This is a genomic window from Bacillus sp. LQ16, from assembly GCF_057784645.1.
On record NZ_CM173491.1, the window covers coordinates 1,396,076 to 1,416,527 of the forward strand.

The window sequence follows — 20,452 nt, forward strand, 5'->3', positions numbered from 1 at the left end:
GTACTCCTTCTTTTTTTATTATCATTATATATAAACTATGTTAAAATTGTCATGTTTTTATTCAAGAATGATTCTTAATATATTAGGGGAGAGGAAATGGATGAGTGAATGCTCATTCGGAATTCACATGAAGTATGAAGTGGCATTTTCTTTTTATTGGTGAGAATTTAAGTGAAGGGTTGAAAGTTGTATGACATCAAATAATGAACGAGAAGATATTTCTCAATCTTTAAAAGTATTTATTGCATTATCTCGTGTACATCGTTCTGTTATGGATACTACAAATAAATCTATACAAAGTAACGGATTAAATCCAACTGAATTTGCTGTATTAGAACTGCTATATCATAAAGGCGGTCAACCACTCCAGCAAATTGGTGAGCGCATTTTAATAGCCAGTGGCAGCATTACATATGTTGTAGATAAGCTGGAGAAAAAGGGATTAGTAAAGAGAATCCCATGTCCGAATGACAGACGTGTTATTTACGCGCAATTAACTGAGTCTGGCGAGAACTTTATTGCTTCTATTTTTCCGGGGCATGAGAAAGTTATACATCAGTCTTTTGAAATGTTAACGAAAGATGAAAAAGATGAATTACTTGATCTATTAAAAAAAATTGGGAAGTATGAAAAATAATAATATGTTCCAAAGGAGCTTTGGATAAATAAATCCAGGGCTTTTTTATTTGCAATGAACTCAGAGTAGTCACTGCCGAATTTTGTTGAAAATTAAGAGGGAATTCGAGAATACGTATTGAATTATAATAAAGGTATGTAATGGAGAGGAGGCTCGTTCATGTCATTTAAAGACTATGAATATAAACGCCCAAATATTGAAGAGTTAAAAGAGAAATTTACTGTTGCTTTAGAGAAGTTTGATAACGCAAAAACTGTAGAAGAACAAAAACAAGTCATTCATTCAATTAATGAAATTCGCAACGATTTTGGTACAATGGGAAACCTTTGTTACATTCGCCATTCTGTTGATACGACGGATACTTTTTATAAGGAGGAGCAGGATTTCTTTGATGAATTCTCTCCAGTTGTACAAGGATATGGTACAAAATATTATAAGGCACTTATTAATTCTCCATTTCGTGAAGAATTAGAGGCGTATTATGGAAAACAATTATTTGCTCTAGCAGAATGTGATTTAAAAACATATTCAGATGAAGTCGTGAAAGATTTACAATTAGAAAATAAATTATCGTCGCAATATACACAGTTATTAGCATCTGCAAAAATTGACTTTGCTGGAGAAGAAAGAACGTTATCGCAATTGATTCCGTTTATGCAAGGAAAAGAAAGAAGCGAACGTAAAGCAGCAAGTGAAGCATACTACGGATTTTTAGCTGGAAATGAGGAAGAACTAGATCGTATTTATGATGAGCTTGTTAAAGTGAGAACGAAAATCGCAAAATCTTTAGGTTTCAAAACCTTTGTTGAACTTGGATATGCAAGAATGTACCGTACAGATTATAATGCGGAGATGGTGGCTAATTACCGTCAGCAAGTGCTGGATTATATCGTTCCCGTTACAACGGAATTAAGAAAGCGACAACAAGCACGTATCGGTGTAGAGAAGTTAGCTTATTACGACGAAAACTTTGAGTTTGCTACAGGTAACCCAACTCCAAAAGGAGATGCGGATTGGATTGTTGATCATGGAAAGACGATGTATAAAGAGTTATCGGCTGAAACAGATGAATTTTTCAATTTCATGCTAGATAACGATTTATTAGATTTAGTTGCGAAAAAAGGAAAAGCTGGTGGCGGATATTGTACATATATTGAGAATTATAAAGCGCCGTTTATTTTCTCAAACTTTAATGGAACATCTGGTGACATTGATGTATTAACACATGAAGCAGGTCATGCTTTCCAAGTATATGAAAGTCGTAAATTTGAAATTCCAGAATATAATTGGCCAACATATGAGGCATGTGAAATCCACTCTATGAGTATGGAATTCTTTACATGGCCATGGATGAAGCTATTCTTTGAAGAAGATGCAGATAAATATTACTTCTCTCACTTAAGTTCAGCACTTCTGTTTTTACCTTATGGTGTATCTGTTGATGAATATCAACATTATGTATATGAAAATCCTGAAGCATCACCTGAAGAGCGTAAGACAGCGTGGCGTAACATAGAGAAGAAATATTTACCGCATCGTGATTATGAGGATAATGATTATTTAGAGCGCGGTGGTTTTTGGCAACGTCAAGGGCATATTTATAGCTCACCTTTCTATTATATTGATTACACGCTTGCTCAAATTTGTGCGCTACAATTTTGGAAACGTGCAAGAGATAATAGACAAGAGGCATGGGAAGATTATGTGAATCTGTGCCAACAAGGTGGAAGTAAATCGTTCTTAGAATTAGTAGAAGTTGCAAATTTAACATCACCATTTGCTGAAGGCTGTGTGAAAAGTGTTATTACAGAAATTGAAGCATGGTTACATGCGATTGACGACACAAAATTGTAAAAAACATGCGCTTTTTTTCACATGTTTAACATCGACATAATGGGAAAATGATGAGATAATAAAAGAAAATTCAGAATACTAAAGAGGTGTTTCTAATAAGGAGCACCTCTTTTCACCAACAAAAAGGGGGGAAAGAAGTATGCTTCAATCTAATATGGATGTGAGTTTAGAAAGTTTAGTAAGCTCATTACAGTCTACTCGAAGCACGCTATTATCAGAAATTGAAATGTTAAATGATACAGAAGTGAATGTAAAGCCACGCCGTGATAAATGGAGTATTATTCAAATTTTACACCACTTGCATTTAGTTGAACAATCTGTCACGTCTGCCCTTGTATATGCTTTACAAAAAAATGAAAGAAACATGACTCCATTTAAAGACCTCCAACTTACGCTTGATCGCACACATAAACGAGAAGCTCCTCAGCAAATGCAACCAACAGAAACTTTAATGAAAAAACAGCAAGGAATTCAATTACTAGAACATTCACGACAAGAACTATTACATGCGCTTCATAGTGTTATAGATGAAAAAGATCTATTTGAAAATGGATTAAAGCATCCTGTTTTTAATGATCTGAATTTGTATCAATGGGTTCAATTTCTTGATTTGCATGAACAAAGACATCTTACGCAATTAAAAGAGGCGAAACATGCAATTTTGCAGCGCTAAAGTGGAAGAAGTGGGAAACCACTTCTTTTTTTGATACGTGCATAGTTTTCTTTCTTATTTTGGAATACTACATGGAGAAAGAAAAGAAGGAGTTGAAAAAATATGTCTAAGAAGAAGCGAGAAGAAGAGCGCGCCTGGAAAGCGCGTAAAGAAAATCAACAACCGCACGGAAAAGTGAAAGCTTTTGCTGAATTAGTTGAAGGAACAGAAAAAACGTGATGATTATTTCATCACGTTTTTTGTATGAGTGGAAAAGTTAATAAAAAGGTTGTACCGATTCCTTTTTCACTTATAATATCAATTTTTCCATTCATAGCTTGAACAACACTGAATACGACCATCATTCCAAGTCCAGTGCCTTTTTCTTTCGTTGAATAGAAAGGCGAGCCAAGACGTTTTACTTGTTCTGAATCCATACCGACTCCTGTATCTTTTATATATAACTGAATATGCTTATGATCAGGAACTAATGTGAAATAAAGATCACCGCCTTTTGGCATAGCCTCAATGCAATTTTTTAAAATATTTAATAAACATTGATTTAGTTTTTGCTTTTCTCCAGCGATAAAAAAAGAAGTGCTTTGCTTTATATAATGAGTACGTACATTTGTTAAATTAGCAAGCGGTGTAATTAACGACAATGCATGTAGTAATTCTTCTTCTAACTGTAATGTTTGTTCTTTTTCAATGCTTGGTTTAGCAAAGGTTAAATAATCTGTAAGAACATGATTTGCTTGTTCAATGCCGTTAATGGCAATGTCGATATATAATTTTCGTTCCTGCTCAGTGCATGTCTCTGATTGTAACAGTTGTAAAAACCCTTTTGTTGAAGTTAATGGATTGCGAATTTCATGAGAGATAGACGCTGCCATTTCACCAATTAAATGAAATTTTTCAGCATTTATAAGTTCGTTTTGGAGACGAACTTGAGTTTGTAATATGTGTAGTAAATATAAAATTAGAATCGTACCAAGCATTGAACATAACTCATACACAATAATATGCGGTATATAATCAGTCTTATTTGTAACCTTTGAAAGGAAGAAGGGTATCCAACTAAATCCGTATGTGAGACTGTAGATAATAGCAAGTGTTATTTTTATACGATTAGAAGTTCGATTGAAAAATTTATATGTTAATAGTAGAACAATAAATAGAAGAACAGAACCGATAAGAGATGGGAAAACACCGATCCCACCTAATAATAAGCGATATATGTTTAATACAACTAAGATAGAACCACCAGCAATAGGCCCTCCCGTTAATGTACCGACAATTAATACAATATGGCGCATATCAAATTGAAAACCATTATTTGTTTTTGCTGCAAATGTAATACAGAGTACGGTAGCGAGGCAACAGAGTACAATGAATATAGCTGAATTTAATTTAGGAGAGCGTTTCCCTTTTTGATTCCAAAATAAATGATATACGAGCATTGTAATCAGGATGAATAATATATTTAAAAAGAGATAAATAATAAAGGATTTCAGTGGGATGCCTCCTCTCTTCTTATATTAAATTAATCATACTATAAAATGAAAGAAATGAAATGATAAATAGCGGAAAAATCAGAAATTTTTACGCTAGTATACAATATGTTACAATAAGCTGTGTCAATGAAAGAAGAAATTCCGTGCACCGCGCGGGAGAGGTTCGCGAACTCCCTCTATAAAAAACTATGGAAACAACAATATCCTTAGGTATTGTTTTGTTTTTTTATTGTGACAGTTCAAGAACGTTCTTTCTTCTTATTTATAGTAGAGAAGGAGAATGAGTGAAATGAAAAAAGAAAAAGCAGTTGTTGTTTTTAGTGGAGGACAAGATAGTACGACATGTTTATTTTGGGCAATAGAGCAGTTTGCAGAGGTAGAAGCTGTAACATTTAATTACAATCAACGTCATAAGCTAGAAATTGATTGTGCAGCGGAAATTGCAAAAGAGCTAGGAATAAAGCATACGGTACTAGATATGAGTCTATTAAATCAACTTGCTCCAAATGCGTTAACGAGAACGGATATGGAGATTACACATGAAGAAGGTGAATTGCCGTCGACATTTGTAGATGGACGAAATTTACTCTTCCTATCATTTGCTGCTGTATTGGCAAAACAAGTTGGAGCACGTCATATTGTAACGGGTGTATGTGAAACTGATTTCAGTGGTTATCCAGACTGCCGTGACGTGTTTGTGAAATCGTTAAACGTTACTTTAAATTTATCTATGGATTACCCGTTTGTCATTCACACGCCACTTATGTGGATTGATAAAGCTGAAACATGGAAATTATCAGATGAACTTGGAGCATTTGAGTTTGTTCGGGAAAAAACATTAACATGTTATAACGGAATCATTGGTGATGGTTGCGGTGAATGTCCAGCATGTCAACTTCGTAAAGCAGGATTAGATACGTACCTACAAGAACGCGAAGGAGCGAACAACTAATGGATAACTTTTTTGGATTTCGCATCGTAGAGAATTTGCAAAAAATGGACAAGGATATTCAGCGTAAACAACTCAAATACCATAATAAAAGAGTAATGGTCAGCAAGGAATTTACATTTGATGCAGCACACCATTTACACTGTTATGAAGGGAAATGTAAAAACTTACATGGTCACACATATAAAGTTGTATTTGGAATTAGTGGATATGTAAATGAAATAGGTCTTGCAATTGACTTTGGAGATATAAAAGAAATTTGGAAGAATGAAATCGAAATTTATTTAGATCATCGTTATTTAAACGAAACGTTACCTGCAATGAATACGACTGCTGAAAATATGGTCGTTTGGATTTATGAAAAGATGGCAGAAGCACTAACAAAAGAGAATCGATTGAACGAATATAAAGGAGCTCGCGTTGAATTTGTTCGTCTATTTGAGACGCCGACTAGTTATGCGGAAGTAAGACGGGAGTGGATGCTTGATGAGTAAAATCCCTGTCTTAGAAATATTCGGTCCGACTATTCAAGGTGAAGGAATGGTTGTAGGGCAAAAGACAATGTTTATCCGTACAGCTGGTTGTGATTATAGCTGTGCTTGGTGTGATTCTGCTTTTACGTGGGATGGATCAGCTAAAGATCAAATTAGACAGATGACACCAGAAGATATTTGGGATGAGCTTGTTGCAATTGGAGGAGAAAATTTTTCTCATGTTACGATTTCAGGTGGAAATCCGGCATTACTGAAAAATATTGAGTTTCTTCTTTCAATATTAAAAGAAAATGGAATGCGAACGGCAATTGAAACGCAAGGGAGTAAATGGCAAGATTGGTTACTTCAAATTGATGAGGTAACAATTTCTCCAAAACCACCAAGTTCGACGATGAAAACAGATTTTCAGAAGTTAGATGCTATTATTCAGAAACTAGCAGGAAAAGATATTAGTTTAAAAGTAGTAGTATTCGATGATCATGATTTTGAATATGCAGTTAAGATGCACGAACGTTATCCAGGTGTACCATTTTTCCTGCAAGTAGGAAACGATGATACAAAAACAGTGGATGATGCGATGCTTATTAAAAAATTATTAGATAAGTATGAGTGGCTGATTGATAAAGCTGTAAATTGTAAAGAGATGAATGATGCAAAAGTATTGCCTCAGCTTCATGCGTTAGTATGGGGAAATAAACGCGGCGTATAACGAGAAGGGATGTTTAAAATGACTGGAAGATTAGATGAAGATTTAAAAGATGTAACATTATTAGGAAATCAAAATACAAAATATTTATTTGAATATAGCCCAGAAATATTAGAGGTATTTGATAATAATCATCCAAACCGTGATTATTTTGTAAAATTCAATTGTCCTGAATTTACAAGTTTATGTCCGAAAACAGGACAACCAGATTTTGCAACAATTTATATTAGCTATATTCCAGAGCAAAAAATGGTAGAGAGTAAATCTTTAAAGTTGTATTTATTTAGTTTCCGCAATCATGGTGATTTCCACGAAGATTGCATGAACGTTATTATGAACGATTTAATTAAATTAATGGATCCACGTTACATTGAGGTATGGGGGAAATTCACACCACGTGGTGGCATTTCAATTGATCCATACTGCAACTACGGTCGCCCAGGGACGAAGTATGAACAAATGGCTGACTACCGCATGATGAACCACGATCTATATCCGGAAACAATTGATAATCGTTAATAGAAAGAAAGGGCCTGTATACTATACAGGCCCTTTCTTTCTATTATATTATGCATTTTGATTAATGACAGTATAGTTTTTATGACTTACAACTGTAAGAGGTTCCATATCTAGTTCTCTAAAATTCTTCATAATTGTTATATCAACAATAACAGAGTTTTGATTTACTTTTTGAACACGGCCTTGCATTCCACCTTTAAATTCGATGATATCTCCAGTTTCTGCGATCTGCATAAGCAACTCTCCTTGTTACAGTTTTCCCAAAAAAAGAATAAATTTGGGTTTTTTTTATTTCCTCCTATTTTGAACCATATTTCCTACTTTGTAAATGTTTCCAAAGTAAAAATTCGAAAAATATTCACTTTTTGTAAGAAAATATGTAGAAAATCCATGTTATTTGAAAAAAATAGCAAAAATGCGGGAATCTTTATATCGAGGTATAATGAAAAAGTAGAATAACCTGCTGAAGTGGGAGAAATTAGAGGCGGTAAAATGATGTTTGAATTTGTGGGGAGTGTTATAGCTTTAATTTTATTTTTATTTTCTTATATGCATTTAAAAAAGATTCGTCAATATGATACGAGTACATATTTTGATGGGATGGATGGTATCCATGCTTCGATACCGCATGATAGTGGTGGGGAGATGTAAAGGTATATGACTTTCTTTTCTTGCGTGGTATGATGTTTAGAACTAGTGCATAATAGAGTTCGTAAGTGATGAATGGAGAGTGAAAAGAATGAAGATTTCTTTTATTCGTCATGGTTGTTTAGGTTGTATAAGAGAACCGATGACAATTAATTCATTTCACGAATGGATGAAACAGTATGATTCCGAGTCAATGATACAAAAAGCTAAAATGCCGATAGAAACAATAGAGGCAATTGAAGCAGCGAAATTTGTCTTAACAAGTGATCAAAGGCGTGCTGTACAATCAGCAGCTGAATTAACGGATTCTTTATCTTTTATGCAAAACTCTCTTTTTAGAGAAGCTGAAGTTCCTTCATACTTTTTTGCTCCGAAGTGGTTGAAATGCACAATTAAGGTATGGATGTTCATTGGGCGCACATTATGGATACTTGGCTACCATAAAGATGTTGAGTCTTATAAGGAAGTAAGAGAGAGGGCAAGGCAAGCGGCTTACCTGTTACATCGTTATGCTCTCGTACATGGAAGTATTGCTCTTGTAGGTCATAATTATTTTAATTCGATGATTGGAACGGAGCTGAGGGCAATGGGATGGTCTGGTTCTCCTATTTTGCATAGAAAGCCATGGGGATGTACAACATATACGTTTCACGAGGCGATGGATGGAAATATATTAAATACGAATTTAACATAAAAGCACACGATTTATATAAATCGTGTGCTTTCTTTTTAAGATATAGAAATTTTGACGTTTAATGGTTTTACGAGATGAGCATAAGGTTCGCCTACTAGCATAACAATTTCATCTTTTTTATAACCTAACTTTTCGTATAGTGAATAGGCGCGTGTGTTTTCTAAATTAACAAGTAAAGCGATTTTTTCATGCCCTTTTTCAGTTGCATAGATTTCGGCAGCTTCAATTAATTTAGAACCAATACCTTTTCCACCGTGTGCACTTGAAACTGATAATGTATCAATGTAATACTCATCAAGCTCAGCTTCTTTTTCTAACGTAATCGATTCATCTTTATGTAATTCTCTTAAGTGATGTACAATTGGTGCGTCAAGCTGTGTTGCTTCACTACCGTGATAAGCGACAATAATTCCAACTGCACTCTCGTCTTGTTCATAAATAAAACAGTTTTCGTAGCTCAGACGGTTATTTTCTTTTGAGAACCATGTCTCAAGTCCTAGTAATACTTCTGCTTCAACTGTGCTACCTGTGATTTTTTCAGCAATTTCATGCAGAGCATTATACAATAAAGGAGCTATTGCCATTGCATCTGTCTTTTTTGCTTTCCGAATCATAGTATCCCTCCTAGTTCTATTTGTATATTGTAGCATAGTGGTATGGAACTTTGCATAATTGAATGCCGAAATGTTTGATATAGAGAAGTAGCTATGTTAGTATATGATATTTAGTGGACATATAGTAAAACGATATTGTTTGCGAAATAACGAAAATAAAATCATGGCATAACAACAAGATAAAGTGAAATGTTAATCAGTAAGATTTTTTGTTCATTCCACGACTGATTAGTAGTCAACACCAATCGGACTACCCGCAAATAGCGGGATAATTTTACAGTTGTTGACCTATAGAATATACGATAGAATAAAATATTGCAGAGAGGTGAAATACATGGATAAAGAATTAGCAAATACAATTTTAGATCAGCTGAAAAATGGTGAAATAACGGAGTATGTTGTTACGAAAGATGTATTTTATACGTTCAGAGAAGTTGTTGTAAATAGAGAAGACTTTAAGCATTTCATTGGTAACGCACAGCGAGGCGGGCAAGTGATTTATACATATTCAGAAACGCCACGTTCATAAAGGGGAATTTTGATCAGCAGGGCATCCCTCACTGATTAGTAACCTTCACCAACTGGACGTTTAATGCGGGATAAATAAAAGATAAAGGAGAGGGGAATTATGGGCGATTTTAAACAAGGCATTTTACCACATTGGGATTATATGTGGAAAGATAGAGCCGGCAATAGATTTATGGGAATGGTTATGTATCCAGAGAAACGAAAATGTTCAGCAAAAATGCTTCAGAAAATAAAAAGAGCATATGAAGAAGCGATAGAAATTAAAGTAACTGTACAAGTTCAACATACATATCAGTATGTAGAAGGAATGATTGTATACTTTGATGAAGAGGCTCCTGTATGTACAATGCTTGATAAAGATGAAAATCCACATCACATATTTGTAAAAGATATTTTGCGTATTGAGCACTCTGAATAAACTTTTCATAAATAAATTGAAGTTCCATAATAATAATCTTTTTCTATAATAGTTATCTTTTAGTATGTAACGAGAGACGAAAGTATATGTATAATATATTTAATAAGGTAAATTTGATAAATGTAATCGTTTTTTAGAGCAGATTATCGTTTTATATCTGTTCTTTTTTGCGTGATGCTGGAGAAATATATTTCTTCAGCATCTACCGTTTTATGACAAAATATATTGTTAACTTTTTTAAAAATAAGGTTAAATTCGTTGACAACTTTTTTGAAAAGCACTTTATTGACATGAGTTTTAGAATGTTGTTTCATAGTCATTGTATTGAAAAAAAACGGCTATCATGTCGAAAAGTAAAAGTTAAAAAAAGAAAGAATTTATACATATATCTTGTGTCTTATTTTGAAACGTAATACAATATATAGAGAATATAGATTTGAGAGGGAGGGTCGGAAATGTTAGTTGCATATGATTCTATGACAGGAAACGTGAAGCGTTTCATTCACAAATTAAATATGCCGGCCGTTCAAATTGATGAAGATCTAGTAATAGATGAAGACTTTATTCTTATTACGTATACAACAGGTTTTGGCAATGTACCAGAACGTGTTTTAGACTTTTTAGAGCGCAATAATGAAAAATTAAAAGGCGTATCTGCAAGCGGCAATCGTAACTGGGGAGACATGTTCGGTGCAAGTGCTGACAAGATTTCTACTAAATATGAAGTGCCTATTGTATCAAAATTTGAGTTATCTGGAACAAATAACGATGTAGAATATTTTAAGGAAAGGGTGCGGGAGATTGCGACACATTGAACTGAATAATGAAATCACGCAAATGCAGGACGGTTTTTATCAGCTTCATAAAGATAAAGAGGCATTAGAAGTCTTTATGGAAGAAGCTAGAGAGAATACCGTTCCTTTTAATAGCGTGGCAGAGCGAATGGAGTATATGAAAGAACATGATTACTATTACAACGTTCTGGACGAGTATAGCTTGGAGGAAGTAGAGGAAGTATATAGCATCGCTTATGGTGAAAACTTCGAGTTCCAATCTTATATGGCAGCATCTAAGTTCTACAAAGATTATGCGTTAAAAACGAATGATCAAAAACAATACTTAGAAAGCTATGAAGATCGTGTAGCAATTGTTTCATTATACTTAGGACGCGGTGATGTTTCGAAGGCAAGACAATTCGCAAGCATGATTGTAAAACAAAACTACCAACCAGCGACACCAACCTTTTTAAATGCGGGAAGAAGCAGAAGAGGAGAAATGGTGTCTTGTTTCTTGTTAGAGATGGACGATAGCTTAAATTCGATCGGCTTTAACATTAATACTGCGATGCAATTATCGAAAATCGGCGGGGGAGTAGCTTTAAACTTATCTAAGCTACGCGCACGTGGTGAGCAAATTAAAGGTATCGACAACGCTGCAAGTGGTGTAGTACCTGTTATGAAATTGCTTGAAGATTCGTTTTCATATGCGAATCAACTTGGCCAACGAAAAGGTGCCGGTGCAGTATATTTAAACATTTTCCATTGGGATATTATTGAATTCCTTGATACAAAAAAAATAAATGCCGATGAGAAGAGCCGTATTCAGTCTCTATCAATCGGAATTATCGTTCCAAGTAAGTTCTTTGAGCTTGCTGAGAAAAATGAACCTTTCCATGTTTTCGCACCTTATACGGTTTATAAAGAATATGGCAAGCATTTAGATGATATTGATATTGATGAAATGTACGATGAATTAATGAGCAATCCCAAAGTGAAGAAGAAGCCACTAGATATTAGTGCACGTGATATGCTTATTAAAATCGCTATGATTCAGCTTGAGTCTGGTTACCCATACTTAATGTTTAAATCAAATGCAAATAATCAACATCCATTGAAGGATATTGGAACTGTGAAGATGTCGAACTTATGTACAGAAATCTTCCAGCTTCAAGAAACTTCAGAAATAAATGATTACGGTACAGATGACATTATCCGTCGTGATATTAACTGTAACTTAGGATCGTTAAATATCGTAAACGTAATGGAAAATAAAGAAATTCGTGAAGCGGTTCATGCAGGAATGGAAGCTTTAACAGCTGTTTCTGATATGACAATCATTCCGAATGCACCAACCGTGAAAAAAGCAAATGACGAGCTTCATTCAGTTGGACTTGGAGCAATGAACTTACACGGATATTTAGCAAAAAATAAAATCGCTTATGAAAGTGCAGAAGCGAAAGAATTCGCTCGTACATTCTTTATGATGTTAAATTACTACTCTATTGAGAAAAGTATGGAAATCGCTACAGAAAAAGGCGAGACATTTAAGGACTTCGATAAATCTGATTATGCGAATGGCACATACTTCGAAAAGTATGAAACGACAGATTACAGCCCAGTAACTGAAAAAGTTCAGCAACTATTTGAAGGAATTCATATTCCAACAAAAGAAGATTGGACAAGTTTAAAAGAGCAAGTGCAAAAGAATGGTTTATACAACTCATATCGTCTTGCCATTGCTCCAACACAATCAATCAGTTACGTTCAAAATGCAACTTCAAGCGTAATGCCGATCGTAAGTCAAATCGAATCAAGAACATATGCGAATGCGACAACATATTATCCAATGCCGTATTTATCAAAAGATACGTTCTGGTACTATAAATCTTCTTACGATATGAATCAGTTTAAATTAATTGATTTAATCGCAGAAATTCAAGAACATATTGACCAAGGAATTAGTACAATTCTTTACGTTAATAGTGATATTTCAACACGTGAATTAGCACGTTACTACATCTATGCACATAAAAAAGGCTTAAAGAGTCTGTATTATACGAGAACACGTAAATTAAGCGTGGAAGAGTGTGTGGCTTGTACCGTTTAATATAAAAAGTGAGACATGATGAGCAGGGTTTTCTGAACCCTGCTCATGCTTAGTTATCATATTTAGAGAAGGGGCGATTTAATGCGTGCGGTAAACTGGAACAAAAAAGAAGATGATTTTAGTTTAATGTTTTGGAAGCAAAACATCGCTCAGTTTTGGACAGAAGAAGAAATTGCGGTTTCGTCTGACAAAAATACTTGGGTGCAATTATCGAAAGAAGAGCAAATTGCTTATAAGCGTGTATTAGGTGGTTTAACACTTTTAGATACGAAACAAGGTGGCGAAGGAATGCCACTTGTACTGGTTCATCTTGAAAATTTACAAGCGAAAAGTGTATTAGCTTTCATGGGAGCTATGGAAGAAGTACATGCGAAAAGTTATAGTCACATTTTCACAACATTAGCTACAGAAGAAGAGATTGATGATATTTTTGACTGGGTAGACAATCATCCGTTACTTGAGAAAAAAGCTGGTATTATTACTAGTTACTATCGTCGTTTATTAAAGCCTGAAGTAACAAAAAAAGAGTTATACATGGCAATGGTAGCAAGTGTGTTCTTAGAAAGTTACTTATTCTATAGCGGATTCTTCTATCCACTTTACTTAGCTGGTCAAGGAAAACTAACAGCAAGTGGTGAGATTATCAACTTGATAATTCGTGATGAGTCAATACACGGCGTATTCGTCGGTATTTTAGCACAACAAATCTTCGCAGAACTTTCTGCAGAAGAGCAACAAGAAGTGCAAAAAGAAACACAAGAGTTATTAATGGAACTATATGAAATTGAAATGGCCTATACAGAAGAAATTTACACTTCTATCGGTCTTGTAGAAGATGTAAATCGTTTCGTTCGTTACAATGCGAATAAAGGGCTTATGAACTTAGGACTTGAGCCGAAGTTTGAAGAAGAAGAAATTAACCCAATCGTTTTAAATGGTTTACGTACAGATACGAAAAACCATGATTTCTTCTCTGTAAAAGGAAATGGTTACGTAAAAGCAACGAACGTTGAAAAGTTAGCTGACGATGACTTCGTGTTTAACTTTTAATATAGGATTATAAAGAAAAACTGTCTTATTCATTGATAAGACAGTTTTTCTTTATAATTTTGTTTACATAACACTATTATTTTTGTATAGCGATTTATATTTGGGAAGTTCTATTCGTTTAACGGATAGAACTTTTTTGTAATTAAATGGGTATTTACAAACTTTTTGTATCGGTGTATTATTTAACTAGTACACTAATACAAAAGGAGGGAAGAAATGAAAATAGAGTTTTCTCCAAATACACCAATTTACATTCAGGTAATGGAATACATAAAAAAAGAGATCGTAACAGGACATTTATTACCTGGTGATAAAATTCCCTCTGTCCGTGAATTAGCGAGTGAATTACAAGTGAATCCAAATACGATTCAGCGTACATTTCAAGAGCTAGAACGGGATGGAGTTGTTGTCACACGTAGAGGAATGGGACGGTATGTAACGAATGAAGGGGAGAAAATTATGGAGCTGCGAAAAGAGATGGCGAAAGAATTGCTTCATTCTTTTATAGATGGAATGGACAATTTAGGTTTTTCAGAAGAAGAAATTCTTACAATTCTTCGTTCTTCATTACATGATAAGAGGGAGGAGAGCCAATGACAGAGCTATTGAAAATAGAAAACTTATGGAAGAGATACGGATTAAAAGCAGTGATCCGTGAATTAAACATAGAGATTACGGAAGGGAAAATCGTTGGGCTTGTTGGAGATAACGGGAGCGGGAAAACGACGTTATTGAAAATGATTGCAGGCTTGCAACACCCTTCTGAAGGTAGTATTACAATAGACGGTAAAAAGGTAGGGTTACAGACGAAAGAAATTGTTTCATTTATGTCCGATAAGCCAATCTTTGATGATTGGATGACTGTAAAAGACGCTTTATTTTTCTACCGAGATTTTTATAAAGACTTCGATATTCAAAAAGCGGTAGATACGATTGCAGAATTTAAAATACCGTTAGAAGAAAAAATTACAGCATTGTCAAAAGGTATGGTTGAGAAGCTGCAGATTATTTTAACGTTTTCTCGAAAAGCGAAGCTATATGTACTGGATGAGCCATTGGGCGGGATTGATCCTCTTTCTAGAGAACATGTATTGGATTTAATTCTACAGTTCTATAGGGAAGATTGTACGATATTAATTTCCACTCACTTAATAAATGAAATTGAAAATATTTTTGATGAAGTGATCTTTTTAAAAGATGGAGAAATGGTTCTATATGAAAATGTAGAAGAAATTCGTTTTCAGAGAGGAAAAGCAGTTCATGAATTGTTTAAGGAGGTGTTTAGTAAGTGAATTCAGTACTTTCCTATTTATGGAATGTAAATAAGAAAAGATATATTGTTACTTTTTTATTCTTTGTACTAATTGAAGCTGTGTTATTTTCACAAATGATTGTAAGAAAAAGTGATGCGGCTATCAGTAGACAAGAGGGTATATTTGGAATCATTATGATTATATTTTTCTTTTATATTGTTTATATGTTTATACAAACAATGAAATCATATTCACGCTTACTAACTAATCCAATGTTACGACTTACAGCAATATCTGGGAAACAATATGTAATTTCTATGCTTATTTTCTCATTTATCGCAATGGCTATATGGTATGGGATATGTGGAATTCTTTTCTATGTAAGTTATGTATTAGCTTTTCCTACGACTTCTGTATATGTAGAAGCAAAAGAGATTATGCAAGTAGGCATAATTAATAATTTAATATATACGATAAGCGATTTATTTGAGTTTTTGTTTAGTGTTTTACAAATCATATTAGTAATTACTCTAGTAAAGTTACTTACGAAAAAGAAAAAGGCGCAAAATATACTAATCGTTATTATTTTCCTAGTAATAAATATAGCGATTACTTTAGCGACAACCTTGCTAGGAAAATTAGCTCCAGCTTTCCAAGTATTGCGAAGAGTAGAATATCATGGTGAAAGCAAGAGTCTGTTTATTAATATGTTTCAAGAAAATGGATTTAACATTTTTAATATAAGTTTCATGGTAATGGTTAGTGCTCTAATAATATATGTAATTGCTTATATTATCGATAAAAAACTAGAAGTCTAAAGGAGGAATCAGCATTGGGAAACGTAGTAGTAAAGTTAGAGAATGTTCGAAAAAAGATTGGTGGAACGGAAATTATTCGTGGTTTATCATTTGAGGTTCGTGAAGGAGAAGTATACGGATTCCTTGGACCGAACGGTAGCGGTAAGACGACGACAATCCGTATGATGACAGGTCTTATTTCAATGACAGAGGGCGATATTATAATTTGTGGACATAGTATTCGCTCGGAGCGTGAAAAGGCACTAGAGCAAATTGGAGCGATTGTAGAAAATCCTGAACTATATGATTATATGACAGGAATGCAAAACTTAAAGCATTTTGCGAACATGGCCATTACACCAATTAGTAAAGAGCGCATTGCTGAGATTGTAAAGCTTGTTGAGTTAGAGCATGCGATTCATAAAAAGGTGAAAACATATTCACTTGGTATGAAACAACGTTTAGGAATTGCACAGGCATTACTGCATCAGCCGAAAATCTTAATTTTAGATGAACCGACAAATGGATTAGATCCAGCTGGTATTCGCCAAATTCGTGATTATTTACAACGTTTAGCGAAAGAAGAGAATATTGCTGTAATCGTATCAAGTCACTTATTGAGTGAAATTGAATTAATGTGTGATCGCGTCGTTATTATTAAACAAGGTGAGTTTGTACAAGAGTACAACTTACATGAAAAAGTGAAACATGATGAGGCAGTCGTTGTAGCGTTTGAAGTAGATGAAGTTCAGAAAGCAAATGAAATCATTAAAGGTAAAGCAAAAGGGAATGTAATTGTAGCATCTGTAACAAAAGACAACATTCCGCAACTTGTAAAAAAACTTGTTCATGCTGATGTGCTTGTATACGGAGTTACTGTTCAAAATAAAACGTTAGAGGATGAGTTCTTAGCGATTACTGGGGGAGTGAAAGCGTAATGTTTAAATTAATTCAAAATGAATTTTTAAAGTTGCATGCGAAAAAAGGTATGTATATTTTAATGGGTGTCATTGCGGCACTCGAAATTTTAGGTACTTTAGCAATGTTGAAGTGGGGAAAAGGTGATGAGTTTAAGGGATCATATTTAGATTATGCAAACTCAGAGATTGGCTTAATTGTTTTATTTACAACGATTTTTGGGATTACACTTGCTGCCCGTACTCTTACTGATGAGTTCCAAAAAGGTACAATTAAACAATTGTTAATCCGTCCAAGAAAAAGACTTGCAGTTTTATTTTCTAAATATATTACAGTGTTATTAGCAATGTTATTTATCGTATTAGCTGGTATGCTAATTGCAATGATTATTGGCGGTATTGTAATGGATGGTAGTAAAACAGAATTAACATTAGGAATCGTTATGAAGTCCACTGTATATCAACTACTTTCACCGTTCTTTTTTGCAACACTTGCATTTTTCCTAGCAAATGTCTTTAGAAAATCTGTATTACCATTAATTATTACGATGTTCCTATTCTTCTTACAAGGTGCAATTAATATGGTATTAATAATGTTTGCAAAAGGTGTAGCGAAGTTTGTAGTATTCAACCATTTGGATTTAAGAGCTTACGATAGTAATAAATTAATCAATGGTGGAATGGAACCAACATTTACAGAATTTACGTTTACAACTTCATTATTACTTGTAGCTGCATACTTTGTTGTGTTACTTGTAGCATCAAGTGCATTATTCCAAAAACGTGACGTATTATAATAAAAGAAATCCCCGCTTGTAAAAACGGGGATTTTTATTACATAAATTTCACTTGGATTGAACTTGAAGAACAGCGATATGGTATTTTAAGAGCTATGTTGTTTGAAAGTAATTGAGAAAAATAGGAAGAGTTTCAACTATATTCATATTATAATGTAGTTATCCGACCATTTACTTTTACTATCTTTGGAGGTGTTCTATATGCACTATGCATTTTCACGTATAAGGCTACGTAGCTTTTTTGGATGGATGATTATAGGGGTGTTCCTTATAATGATACCATTAGGTCTAGCAAATGTTTCTGAGAATACGATGGAGGTTATTTCACAAATAACTGTATTTTTTGTATTTCCGTTACTTTGGCTATACGTAAAAACAAATAAAAATAATATTGTATTTAACAGTTTTTTTGATAAGCCAGGACGTTTATCTTGGGGATTAATTGTATTAGCAACGATAATGGGGATGATTTTTTCAGTTGGCATATCTCAGATTCAATTTTACATATTAGCACATACGTTACCGAATTTCTTAGTTACTATGCTAGAAGACGGAAATGTTATTAATACGAGTAACGTATATATGACGATATTTACTTTCATTTCAGCATGTGTGTTAGCACCTATTATGGAAGAGGTTATTTTTAGGGGATTTTTCTTACAGCGAATGGCTCATAAATGGGGAATTAAAAAAGCTGTAATTATATCTTCAATTATTTTTGGCCTAGGACATTTTGATGTTATTGGTGCGTTCATGTTTGGTGTCGTTATGTGTCTTTTATACATAAAGACAAAAAATATATGGACGAATATAGCTGTGCACGCTCTAAATAATTTGATTGCAACAAGTATGCAATTTTTCGGTGGAGAAGAAAGTGGTACAATCTCAATTACTGAATTACAAGCGCAAAGTAATTTATGGATTGGTATCGGTCTTACAGTTGTTGGATTACTATGGTTAATTCCGTATGTTTGGAAACAATGGCGTACAGTAAAAGAAGTTGGCGTGCCACCAGTACGTTTTATAAATGAGCCAAAAGTAGTGAATTCATCACAAGAAAATGAAGTGTATAGTCAAGTGATCGTAACCGATAGATTGATGGCCATAGAGTTACCAGATGAGGCTGTAAATAAGCTTCGGTTAGAAGAAAATGATTATGTAACAGTAGCTGTAGAAGAAGATAAAATCGTTATAAAGAAAGCACATAATAGATAATTAAAAAGTAGCTCTTAGGAGCTACTTTTTAATTTGTAATAATTTCTACACGAAAATTATTACCGTTCTTGACATATTTAATATCTGTAACAGTGCGGACTGTCTTTAAAATCTCCACTTTTTCACCAATTCGCGGGATGGTCGGAACATTGTCCCAAATACCAAGCAAGTCATCTAATTGTGCCGTTTTTTCATAAAACCAGATTTTCAATGTAAAGCCCCTTTCTCGAATTTTATGTATTTTAATACATAATATATTATTTTTATTCTTATTGTAAGGGGTTTTTTTATAATTTATGAATAAAAATAAATTAATCTTCTGGGAAGATATGTTCAATATCAGGAGTAAGAGATACTTCTGATAATACGATATGAGAAACTGTCGTTGCATATGAAGAAACATCATTGATAAATTCTTCAAGTTCAACGAGTGAAGGAACAGAAATTTTTACAATGTAGCATAAGCTTCCTGTTACTCGGTAACAAAAACTTGCAGATGGATAAGACTGAATAAACTGTTGCATACGTGTTGTATCACCATTTTTTAAAGTGATTTCTAAAATACAATCTAAAACTAGTCCTGCTTTTTTATAGTCGATATCGATTGTATATTTTTGAATAACGCCTTCACTTTCAAGTTTACGAACACGTTCTGCAGTAGACGGAGCAGATAAGTTTACTCGTTTCGCCAATTCACGCATAGAAAGGCGACTATCATTATATAATTCATTTAAAATTTTTCGATCAACACGGTCTAGTTGCATTTGTAAATATACCTCCAGTAAAATAATGATTTTTGTAAAGGAAAAATATAAATTAAGATTCATATGAAATGTAAAGTGAACGTTATTTATTTTACAATAAAACAGAAGGAAATAGGAGGGGAAATGATGGAGAGAATTTCATTATCAAATGTAGGAGATACAAAGTTTCAAAAGTTATTAGGGCATAATTCGGATATATTACACTCGTGGAGTAAGTTAGAAGATACACTGTACAATAAAGGAACTCTTTCAGCAGAGTTGAAGGAGCAAGTGAGAAGAACATTAGCGTATGGGAATGAATGTCCGTACTGTATGGCAAAGGGAAGACCTGATGATGTGCAAAAGGCAGAGGAGATTGGTGTAGCCGTTACTTTTGCGCATACATTTGTTCATGACCGAAAAGCAATAGATGATACTATGTTTCACGCTTTAAAACAATATTGGACAGAAAAAGAAATTGTAGAGCTTTGCGCCTATGTTTGCTTTATTACCGCGTCACAACAACTTGGTTTTCTATTTCAATTACAGCCAAATTAAGGGGGAAAT

The 20,452-nt window shown here is 33.9% G+C and carries 27 protein-coding genes and 1 riboswitch; of the genes, 22 read left to right on the forward strand and 5 right to left on the reverse strand.

From position 1 onward, the window contains the following. Positions 1 to 190: 190 nt before the first annotated feature. From AC3EMB_RS07035 to AC3EMB_RS07050, 4 genes are all read left to right on the forward strand, one after another. The gene (locus AC3EMB_RS07035) at positions 191 to 637 is read left to right on the forward strand and encodes a MarR family winged helix-turn-helix transcriptional regulator (RefSeq protein WP_000203336.1); all 447 of its coding nucleotides are present in this window, start codon (positions 191 to 193) and stop codon (positions 635 to 637) included. A 159-nt stretch (positions 638 to 796) separates the two neighbouring features. After that, positions 797 to 2,491, forward strand: a complete 1,695-nt coding sequence (locus AC3EMB_RS07040) for a M3 family oligoendopeptidase (protein WP_063546912.1) — start codon at positions 797 to 799, stop codon at positions 2,489 to 2,491. 139 nt (positions 2,492 to 2,630) lie between these two features. Further along, the gene (locus tag AC3EMB_RS07045) at positions 2,631 to 3,164 is read left to right on the forward strand and encodes a DinB family protein (protein WP_000941977.1); all 534 of its coding nucleotides are present in this window, start codon (positions 2,631 to 2,633) and stop codon (positions 3,162 to 3,164) included. Between the two features lie 102 nt (positions 3,165 to 3,266). Beyond that, positions 3,267 to 3,383 (forward strand): DUF6254 family protein, encoded by a 117-nt coding sequence (locus AC3EMB_RS07050; protein ID WP_000038355.1) that lies wholly within the window; start codon positions 3,267 to 3,269, stop codon positions 3,381 to 3,383. An 11-nt stretch (positions 3,384 to 3,394) separates the two neighbouring features. Here the strand turns inward: AC3EMB_RS07050 and kinB are convergent, their stop codons facing one another. Further along, a complete protein-coding gene (gene kinB, locus AC3EMB_RS07055; RefSeq protein ID WP_488517598.1) occupies positions 3,395 to 4,603 on the reverse strand; it encodes a sporulation sensor histidine kinase KinB in 1,209 nt (402 codons plus the stop codon). A gap of 206 nt (positions 4,604 to 4,809) precedes the next feature. Then, positions 4,810 to 4,853, forward strand: a riboswitch (PreQ1 riboswitch). A 93-nt stretch (positions 4,854 to 4,946) separates the two neighbouring features. Here kinB and queC point away from each other — a divergent pair. The 4 genes from queC to queF are packed head-to-tail and all read left to right on the forward strand — an operon-like array spanning position 4,947 to position 7,325. Beyond that, positions 4,947 to 5,609: a 7-cyano-7-deazaguanine synthase QueC gene (gene queC, locus AC3EMB_RS07060; protein WP_000711595.1), complete on the forward strand. Its 663-nt coding sequence runs from the start codon at positions 4,947 to 4,949 to the stop codon at positions 5,607 to 5,609. Further along, positions 5,609 to 6,100, forward strand: coding sequence for a 6-carboxytetrahydropterin synthase QueD (gene queD / locus AC3EMB_RS07065; protein WP_088022503.1), 492 nt, complete (start codon positions 5,609 to 5,611; stop codon positions 6,098 to 6,100). The genes queC and queD overlap by 1 nt, the downstream gene beginning before the upstream one ends. Further along, on the forward strand, positions 6,093 to 6,809 hold the full coding sequence (queE, locus tag AC3EMB_RS07070; RefSeq protein ID WP_000036299.1) for a 7-carboxy-7-deazaguanine synthase QueE: 717 nt from the start codon (positions 6,093 to 6,095) through the stop codon (positions 6,807 to 6,809). Before queD ends, queE begins: the two co-directional genes overlap by 8 nt. An 18-nt stretch (positions 6,810 to 6,827) precedes the next feature. Next, positions 6,828 to 7,325: a preQ(1) synthase gene (gene queF, locus AC3EMB_RS07075; RefSeq protein ID WP_001986050.1), complete on the forward strand. Its 498-nt coding sequence runs from the start codon at positions 6,828 to 6,830 to the stop codon at positions 7,323 to 7,325. Positions 7,326 to 7,373: 48 nt separating this feature from the next. Here the strand turns inward: queF and AC3EMB_RS07080 are convergent, their stop codons facing one another. After that, positions 7,374 to 7,559: a YkvS family protein gene (locus tag AC3EMB_RS07080; protein ID WP_001165082.1), complete on the reverse strand. Its 186-nt coding sequence runs from the start codon at positions 7,557 to 7,559 to the stop codon at positions 7,374 to 7,376. A gap of 261 nt (positions 7,560 to 7,820) precedes the next feature. On the opposite strand from AC3EMB_RS07080, the gene AC3EMB_RS07085 reads away from it, so the two are divergent. Then, complete coding sequence (locus AC3EMB_RS07085) at positions 7,821 to 7,976, forward strand: hypothetical protein (RefSeq protein ID WP_176545674.1); 156 nt, start codon at positions 7,821 to 7,823, stop codon at positions 7,974 to 7,976. Between the two features lie 88 nt (positions 7,977 to 8,064). Further along, on the forward strand, positions 8,065 to 8,667 hold the full coding sequence (locus AC3EMB_RS07090) for a histidine phosphatase family protein (protein WP_423098415.1): 603 nt from the start codon (positions 8,065 to 8,067) through the stop codon (positions 8,665 to 8,667). Between the two features lie 35 nt (positions 8,668 to 8,702). Here AC3EMB_RS07090 and AC3EMB_RS07095 read toward each other — a convergent pair whose 3' ends face one another. After that, on the reverse strand, positions 8,703 to 9,281 hold the full coding sequence (locus tag AC3EMB_RS07095) for a GNAT family N-acetyltransferase (RefSeq protein WP_000619547.1): 579 nt from the start codon (positions 9,279 to 9,281) through the stop codon (positions 8,703 to 8,705). 334 nt (positions 9,282 to 9,615) lie between these two features. Between AC3EMB_RS07095 and AC3EMB_RS07100 the strand changes: the two genes are divergently transcribed. From AC3EMB_RS07100 to AC3EMB_RS07150, 11 genes are all read left to right on the forward strand, one after another. Continuing rightward, complete coding sequence (locus tag AC3EMB_RS07100) at positions 9,616 to 9,810, forward strand: hypothetical protein (protein ID WP_000356686.1); 195 nt, start codon at positions 9,616 to 9,618, stop codon at positions 9,808 to 9,810. Positions 9,811 to 9,909: 99 nt separating this feature from the next. After that, complete coding sequence (locus AC3EMB_RS07105; protein ID WP_000502199.1) at positions 9,910 to 10,227, forward strand: hypothetical protein; 318 nt, start codon at positions 9,910 to 9,912, stop codon at positions 10,225 to 10,227. Positions 10,228 to 10,682: 455 nt separating this feature from the next. Then, positions 10,683 to 11,042, forward strand: a complete 360-nt coding sequence (gene nrdI / locus AC3EMB_RS07110) for a class Ib ribonucleoside-diphosphate reductase assembly flavoprotein NrdI (protein WP_000959447.1) — start codon at positions 10,683 to 10,685, stop codon at positions 11,040 to 11,042. Beyond that, complete coding sequence (gene nrdE, locus AC3EMB_RS07115) at positions 11,029 to 13,113, forward strand: class 1b ribonucleoside-diphosphate reductase subunit alpha (RefSeq protein ID WP_366987033.1); 2,085 nt, start codon at positions 11,029 to 11,031, stop codon at positions 13,111 to 13,113. Before nrdI ends, nrdE begins: the two co-directional genes overlap by 14 nt. Before the next feature lie 81 nt (positions 13,114 to 13,194). Further along, the gene (gene nrdF, locus AC3EMB_RS07120) at positions 13,195 to 14,163 is read left to right on the forward strand and encodes a class 1b ribonucleoside-diphosphate reductase subunit beta (RefSeq protein ID WP_001203029.1); all 969 of its coding nucleotides are present in this window, start codon (positions 13,195 to 13,197) and stop codon (positions 14,161 to 14,163) included. 216 nt (positions 14,164 to 14,379) lie between these two features. Further along, positions 14,380 to 14,760: a GntR family transcriptional regulator gene (locus tag AC3EMB_RS07125; protein ID WP_000687512.1), complete on the forward strand. Its 381-nt coding sequence runs from the start codon at positions 14,380 to 14,382 to the stop codon at positions 14,758 to 14,760. Next, entirely contained in the window at positions 14,757 to 15,455 is a 699-nt protein-coding gene (locus AC3EMB_RS07130; RefSeq protein ID WP_000137741.1) for an ABC transporter ATP-binding protein, read from the forward strand. The genes AC3EMB_RS07125 and AC3EMB_RS07130 overlap by 4 nt, the downstream gene beginning before the upstream one ends. Continuing rightward, positions 15,452 to 16,234: a hypothetical protein gene (locus AC3EMB_RS07135; RefSeq protein ID WP_048538168.1), complete on the forward strand. Its 783-nt coding sequence runs from the start codon at positions 15,452 to 15,454 to the stop codon at positions 16,232 to 16,234. Before AC3EMB_RS07130 ends, AC3EMB_RS07135 begins: the two co-directional genes overlap by 4 nt. 14 nt (positions 16,235 to 16,248) lie before the next feature. Next, on the forward strand, positions 16,249 to 17,151 hold the full coding sequence (locus tag AC3EMB_RS07140) for an ABC transporter ATP-binding protein (RefSeq protein ID WP_069355280.1): 903 nt from the start codon (positions 16,249 to 16,251) through the stop codon (positions 17,149 to 17,151). Then, complete coding sequence (locus AC3EMB_RS07145) at positions 17,151 to 17,927, forward strand: ABC transporter permease (protein WP_366988327.1); 777 nt, start codon at positions 17,151 to 17,153, stop codon at positions 17,925 to 17,927. Before AC3EMB_RS07140 ends, AC3EMB_RS07145 begins: the two co-directional genes overlap by 1 nt. Before the next feature lie 201 nt (positions 17,928 to 18,128). Next, positions 18,129 to 19,142, forward strand: a complete 1,014-nt coding sequence (locus AC3EMB_RS07150) for a CPBP family intramembrane glutamic endopeptidase (RefSeq protein ID WP_098250411.1) — start codon at positions 18,129 to 18,131, stop codon at positions 19,140 to 19,142. A gap of 28 nt (positions 19,143 to 19,170) precedes the next feature. On the opposite strand, the gene AC3EMB_RS07155 is transcribed toward AC3EMB_RS07150, so the two are convergent. Both AC3EMB_RS07155 and AC3EMB_RS07160 read right to left on the reverse strand, forming a co-directional pair. Beyond that, positions 19,171 to 19,353 (reverse strand): DUF3913 family protein, encoded by a 183-nt coding sequence (locus AC3EMB_RS07155; RefSeq protein ID WP_000707107.1) that lies wholly within the window; start codon positions 19,351 to 19,353, stop codon positions 19,171 to 19,173. A gap of 100 nt (positions 19,354 to 19,453) precedes the next feature. Continuing rightward, a complete protein-coding gene (locus AC3EMB_RS07160) occupies positions 19,454 to 19,906 on the reverse strand; it encodes an Lrp/AsnC family transcriptional regulator (protein ID WP_001175498.1) in 453 nt (150 codons plus the stop codon). Positions 19,907 to 20,032: 126 nt separating this feature from the next. On the opposite strand from AC3EMB_RS07160, the gene AC3EMB_RS07165 reads away from it, so the two are divergent. After that, complete coding sequence (locus tag AC3EMB_RS07165; RefSeq protein ID WP_016082359.1) at positions 20,033 to 20,443, forward strand: carboxymuconolactone decarboxylase family protein; 411 nt, start codon at positions 20,033 to 20,035, stop codon at positions 20,441 to 20,443. The last annotated feature ends 9 nt before the right edge of the window (positions 20,444 to 20,452 follow it).

Excerpts from the sequence above, each read along its gene's own strand:
- AC3EMB_RS07035 (WP_000203336.1), top strand. The coding sequence starts at position 191 with ATGACATCAAATAATGAACGAGAAGATATTTCTCAATCTTTAAAAGTA.
- AC3EMB_RS07040 (WP_063546912.1), top strand. The coding sequence starts at position 797 with ATGTCATTTAAAGACTATGAATATAAACGCCCAAATATTGAAGAGTTA.
- AC3EMB_RS07045 (WP_000941977.1), top strand. The coding sequence starts at position 2,631 with ATGCTTCAATCTAATATGGATGTGAGTTTAGAAAGTTTAGTAAGCTCA.
- AC3EMB_RS07050 (WP_000038355.1), top strand. The coding sequence starts at position 3,267 with ATGTCTAAGAAGAAGCGAGAAGAAGAGCGCGCCTGGAAAGCGCGTAAA.
- kinB (WP_488517598.1), bottom strand. The coding sequence starts at position 4,603 with ATGCTCGTATATCATTTATTTTGGAATCAAAAAGGGAAACGCTCTCCT.
- queC (WP_000711595.1), top strand. The coding sequence starts at position 4,947 with ATGAAAAAAGAAAAAGCAGTTGTTGTTTTTAGTGGAGGACAAGATAGT.
- queD (WP_088022503.1), top strand. The coding sequence starts at position 5,609 with ATGGATAACTTTTTTGGATTTCGCATCGTAGAGAATTTGCAAAAAATG.
- queE (WP_000036299.1), top strand. The coding sequence starts at position 6,093 with ATGAGTAAAATCCCTGTCTTAGAAATATTCGGTCCGACTATTCAAGGT.
- queF (WP_001986050.1), top strand. The coding sequence starts at position 6,828 with ATGACTGGAAGATTAGATGAAGATTTAAAAGATGTAACATTATTAGGA.
- AC3EMB_RS07080 (WP_001165082.1), bottom strand. The coding sequence starts at position 7,559 with ATGCAGATCGCAGAAACTGGAGATATCATCGAATTTAAAGGTGGAATG.
- AC3EMB_RS07085 (WP_176545674.1), top strand. The coding sequence starts at position 7,821 with ATGTTTGAATTTGTGGGGAGTGTTATAGCTTTAATTTTATTTTTATTT.
- AC3EMB_RS07090 (WP_423098415.1), top strand. The coding sequence starts at position 8,065 with ATGAAGATTTCTTTTATTCGTCATGGTTGTTTAGGTTGTATAAGAGAA.
- AC3EMB_RS07095 (WP_000619547.1), bottom strand. The coding sequence starts at position 9,281 with ATGATTCGGAAAGCAAAAAAGACAGATGCAATGGCAATAGCTCCTTTA.
- AC3EMB_RS07100 (WP_000356686.1), top strand. The coding sequence starts at position 9,616 with ATGGATAAAGAATTAGCAAATACAATTTTAGATCAGCTGAAAAATGGT.
- AC3EMB_RS07105 (WP_000502199.1), top strand. The coding sequence starts at position 9,910 with ATGGGCGATTTTAAACAAGGCATTTTACCACATTGGGATTATATGTGG.
- nrdI (WP_000959447.1), top strand. The coding sequence starts at position 10,683 with ATGTTAGTTGCATATGATTCTATGACAGGAAACGTGAAGCGTTTCATT.
- nrdF (WP_001203029.1), top strand. The coding sequence starts at position 13,195 with ATGCGTGCGGTAAACTGGAACAAAAAAGAAGATGATTTTAGTTTAATG.
- AC3EMB_RS07125 (WP_000687512.1), top strand. The coding sequence starts at position 14,380 with ATGAAAATAGAGTTTTCTCCAAATACACCAATTTACATTCAGGTAATG.
- AC3EMB_RS07130 (WP_000137741.1), top strand. The coding sequence starts at position 14,757 with ATGACAGAGCTATTGAAAATAGAAAACTTATGGAAGAGATACGGATTA.
- AC3EMB_RS07145 (WP_366988327.1), top strand. The coding sequence starts at position 17,151 with ATGTTTAAATTAATTCAAAATGAATTTTTAAAGTTGCATGCGAAAAAA.
- AC3EMB_RS07150 (WP_098250411.1), top strand. The coding sequence starts at position 18,129 with ATGCACTATGCATTTTCACGTATAAGGCTACGTAGCTTTTTTGGATGG.
- AC3EMB_RS07160 (WP_001175498.1), bottom strand. The coding sequence starts at position 19,906 with ATGCAACTAGACCGTGTTGATCGAAAAATTTTAAATGAATTATATAAT.
- AC3EMB_RS07165 (WP_016082359.1), top strand. The coding sequence starts at position 20,033 with ATGGAGAGAATTTCATTATCAAATGTAGGAGATACAAAGTTTCAAAAG.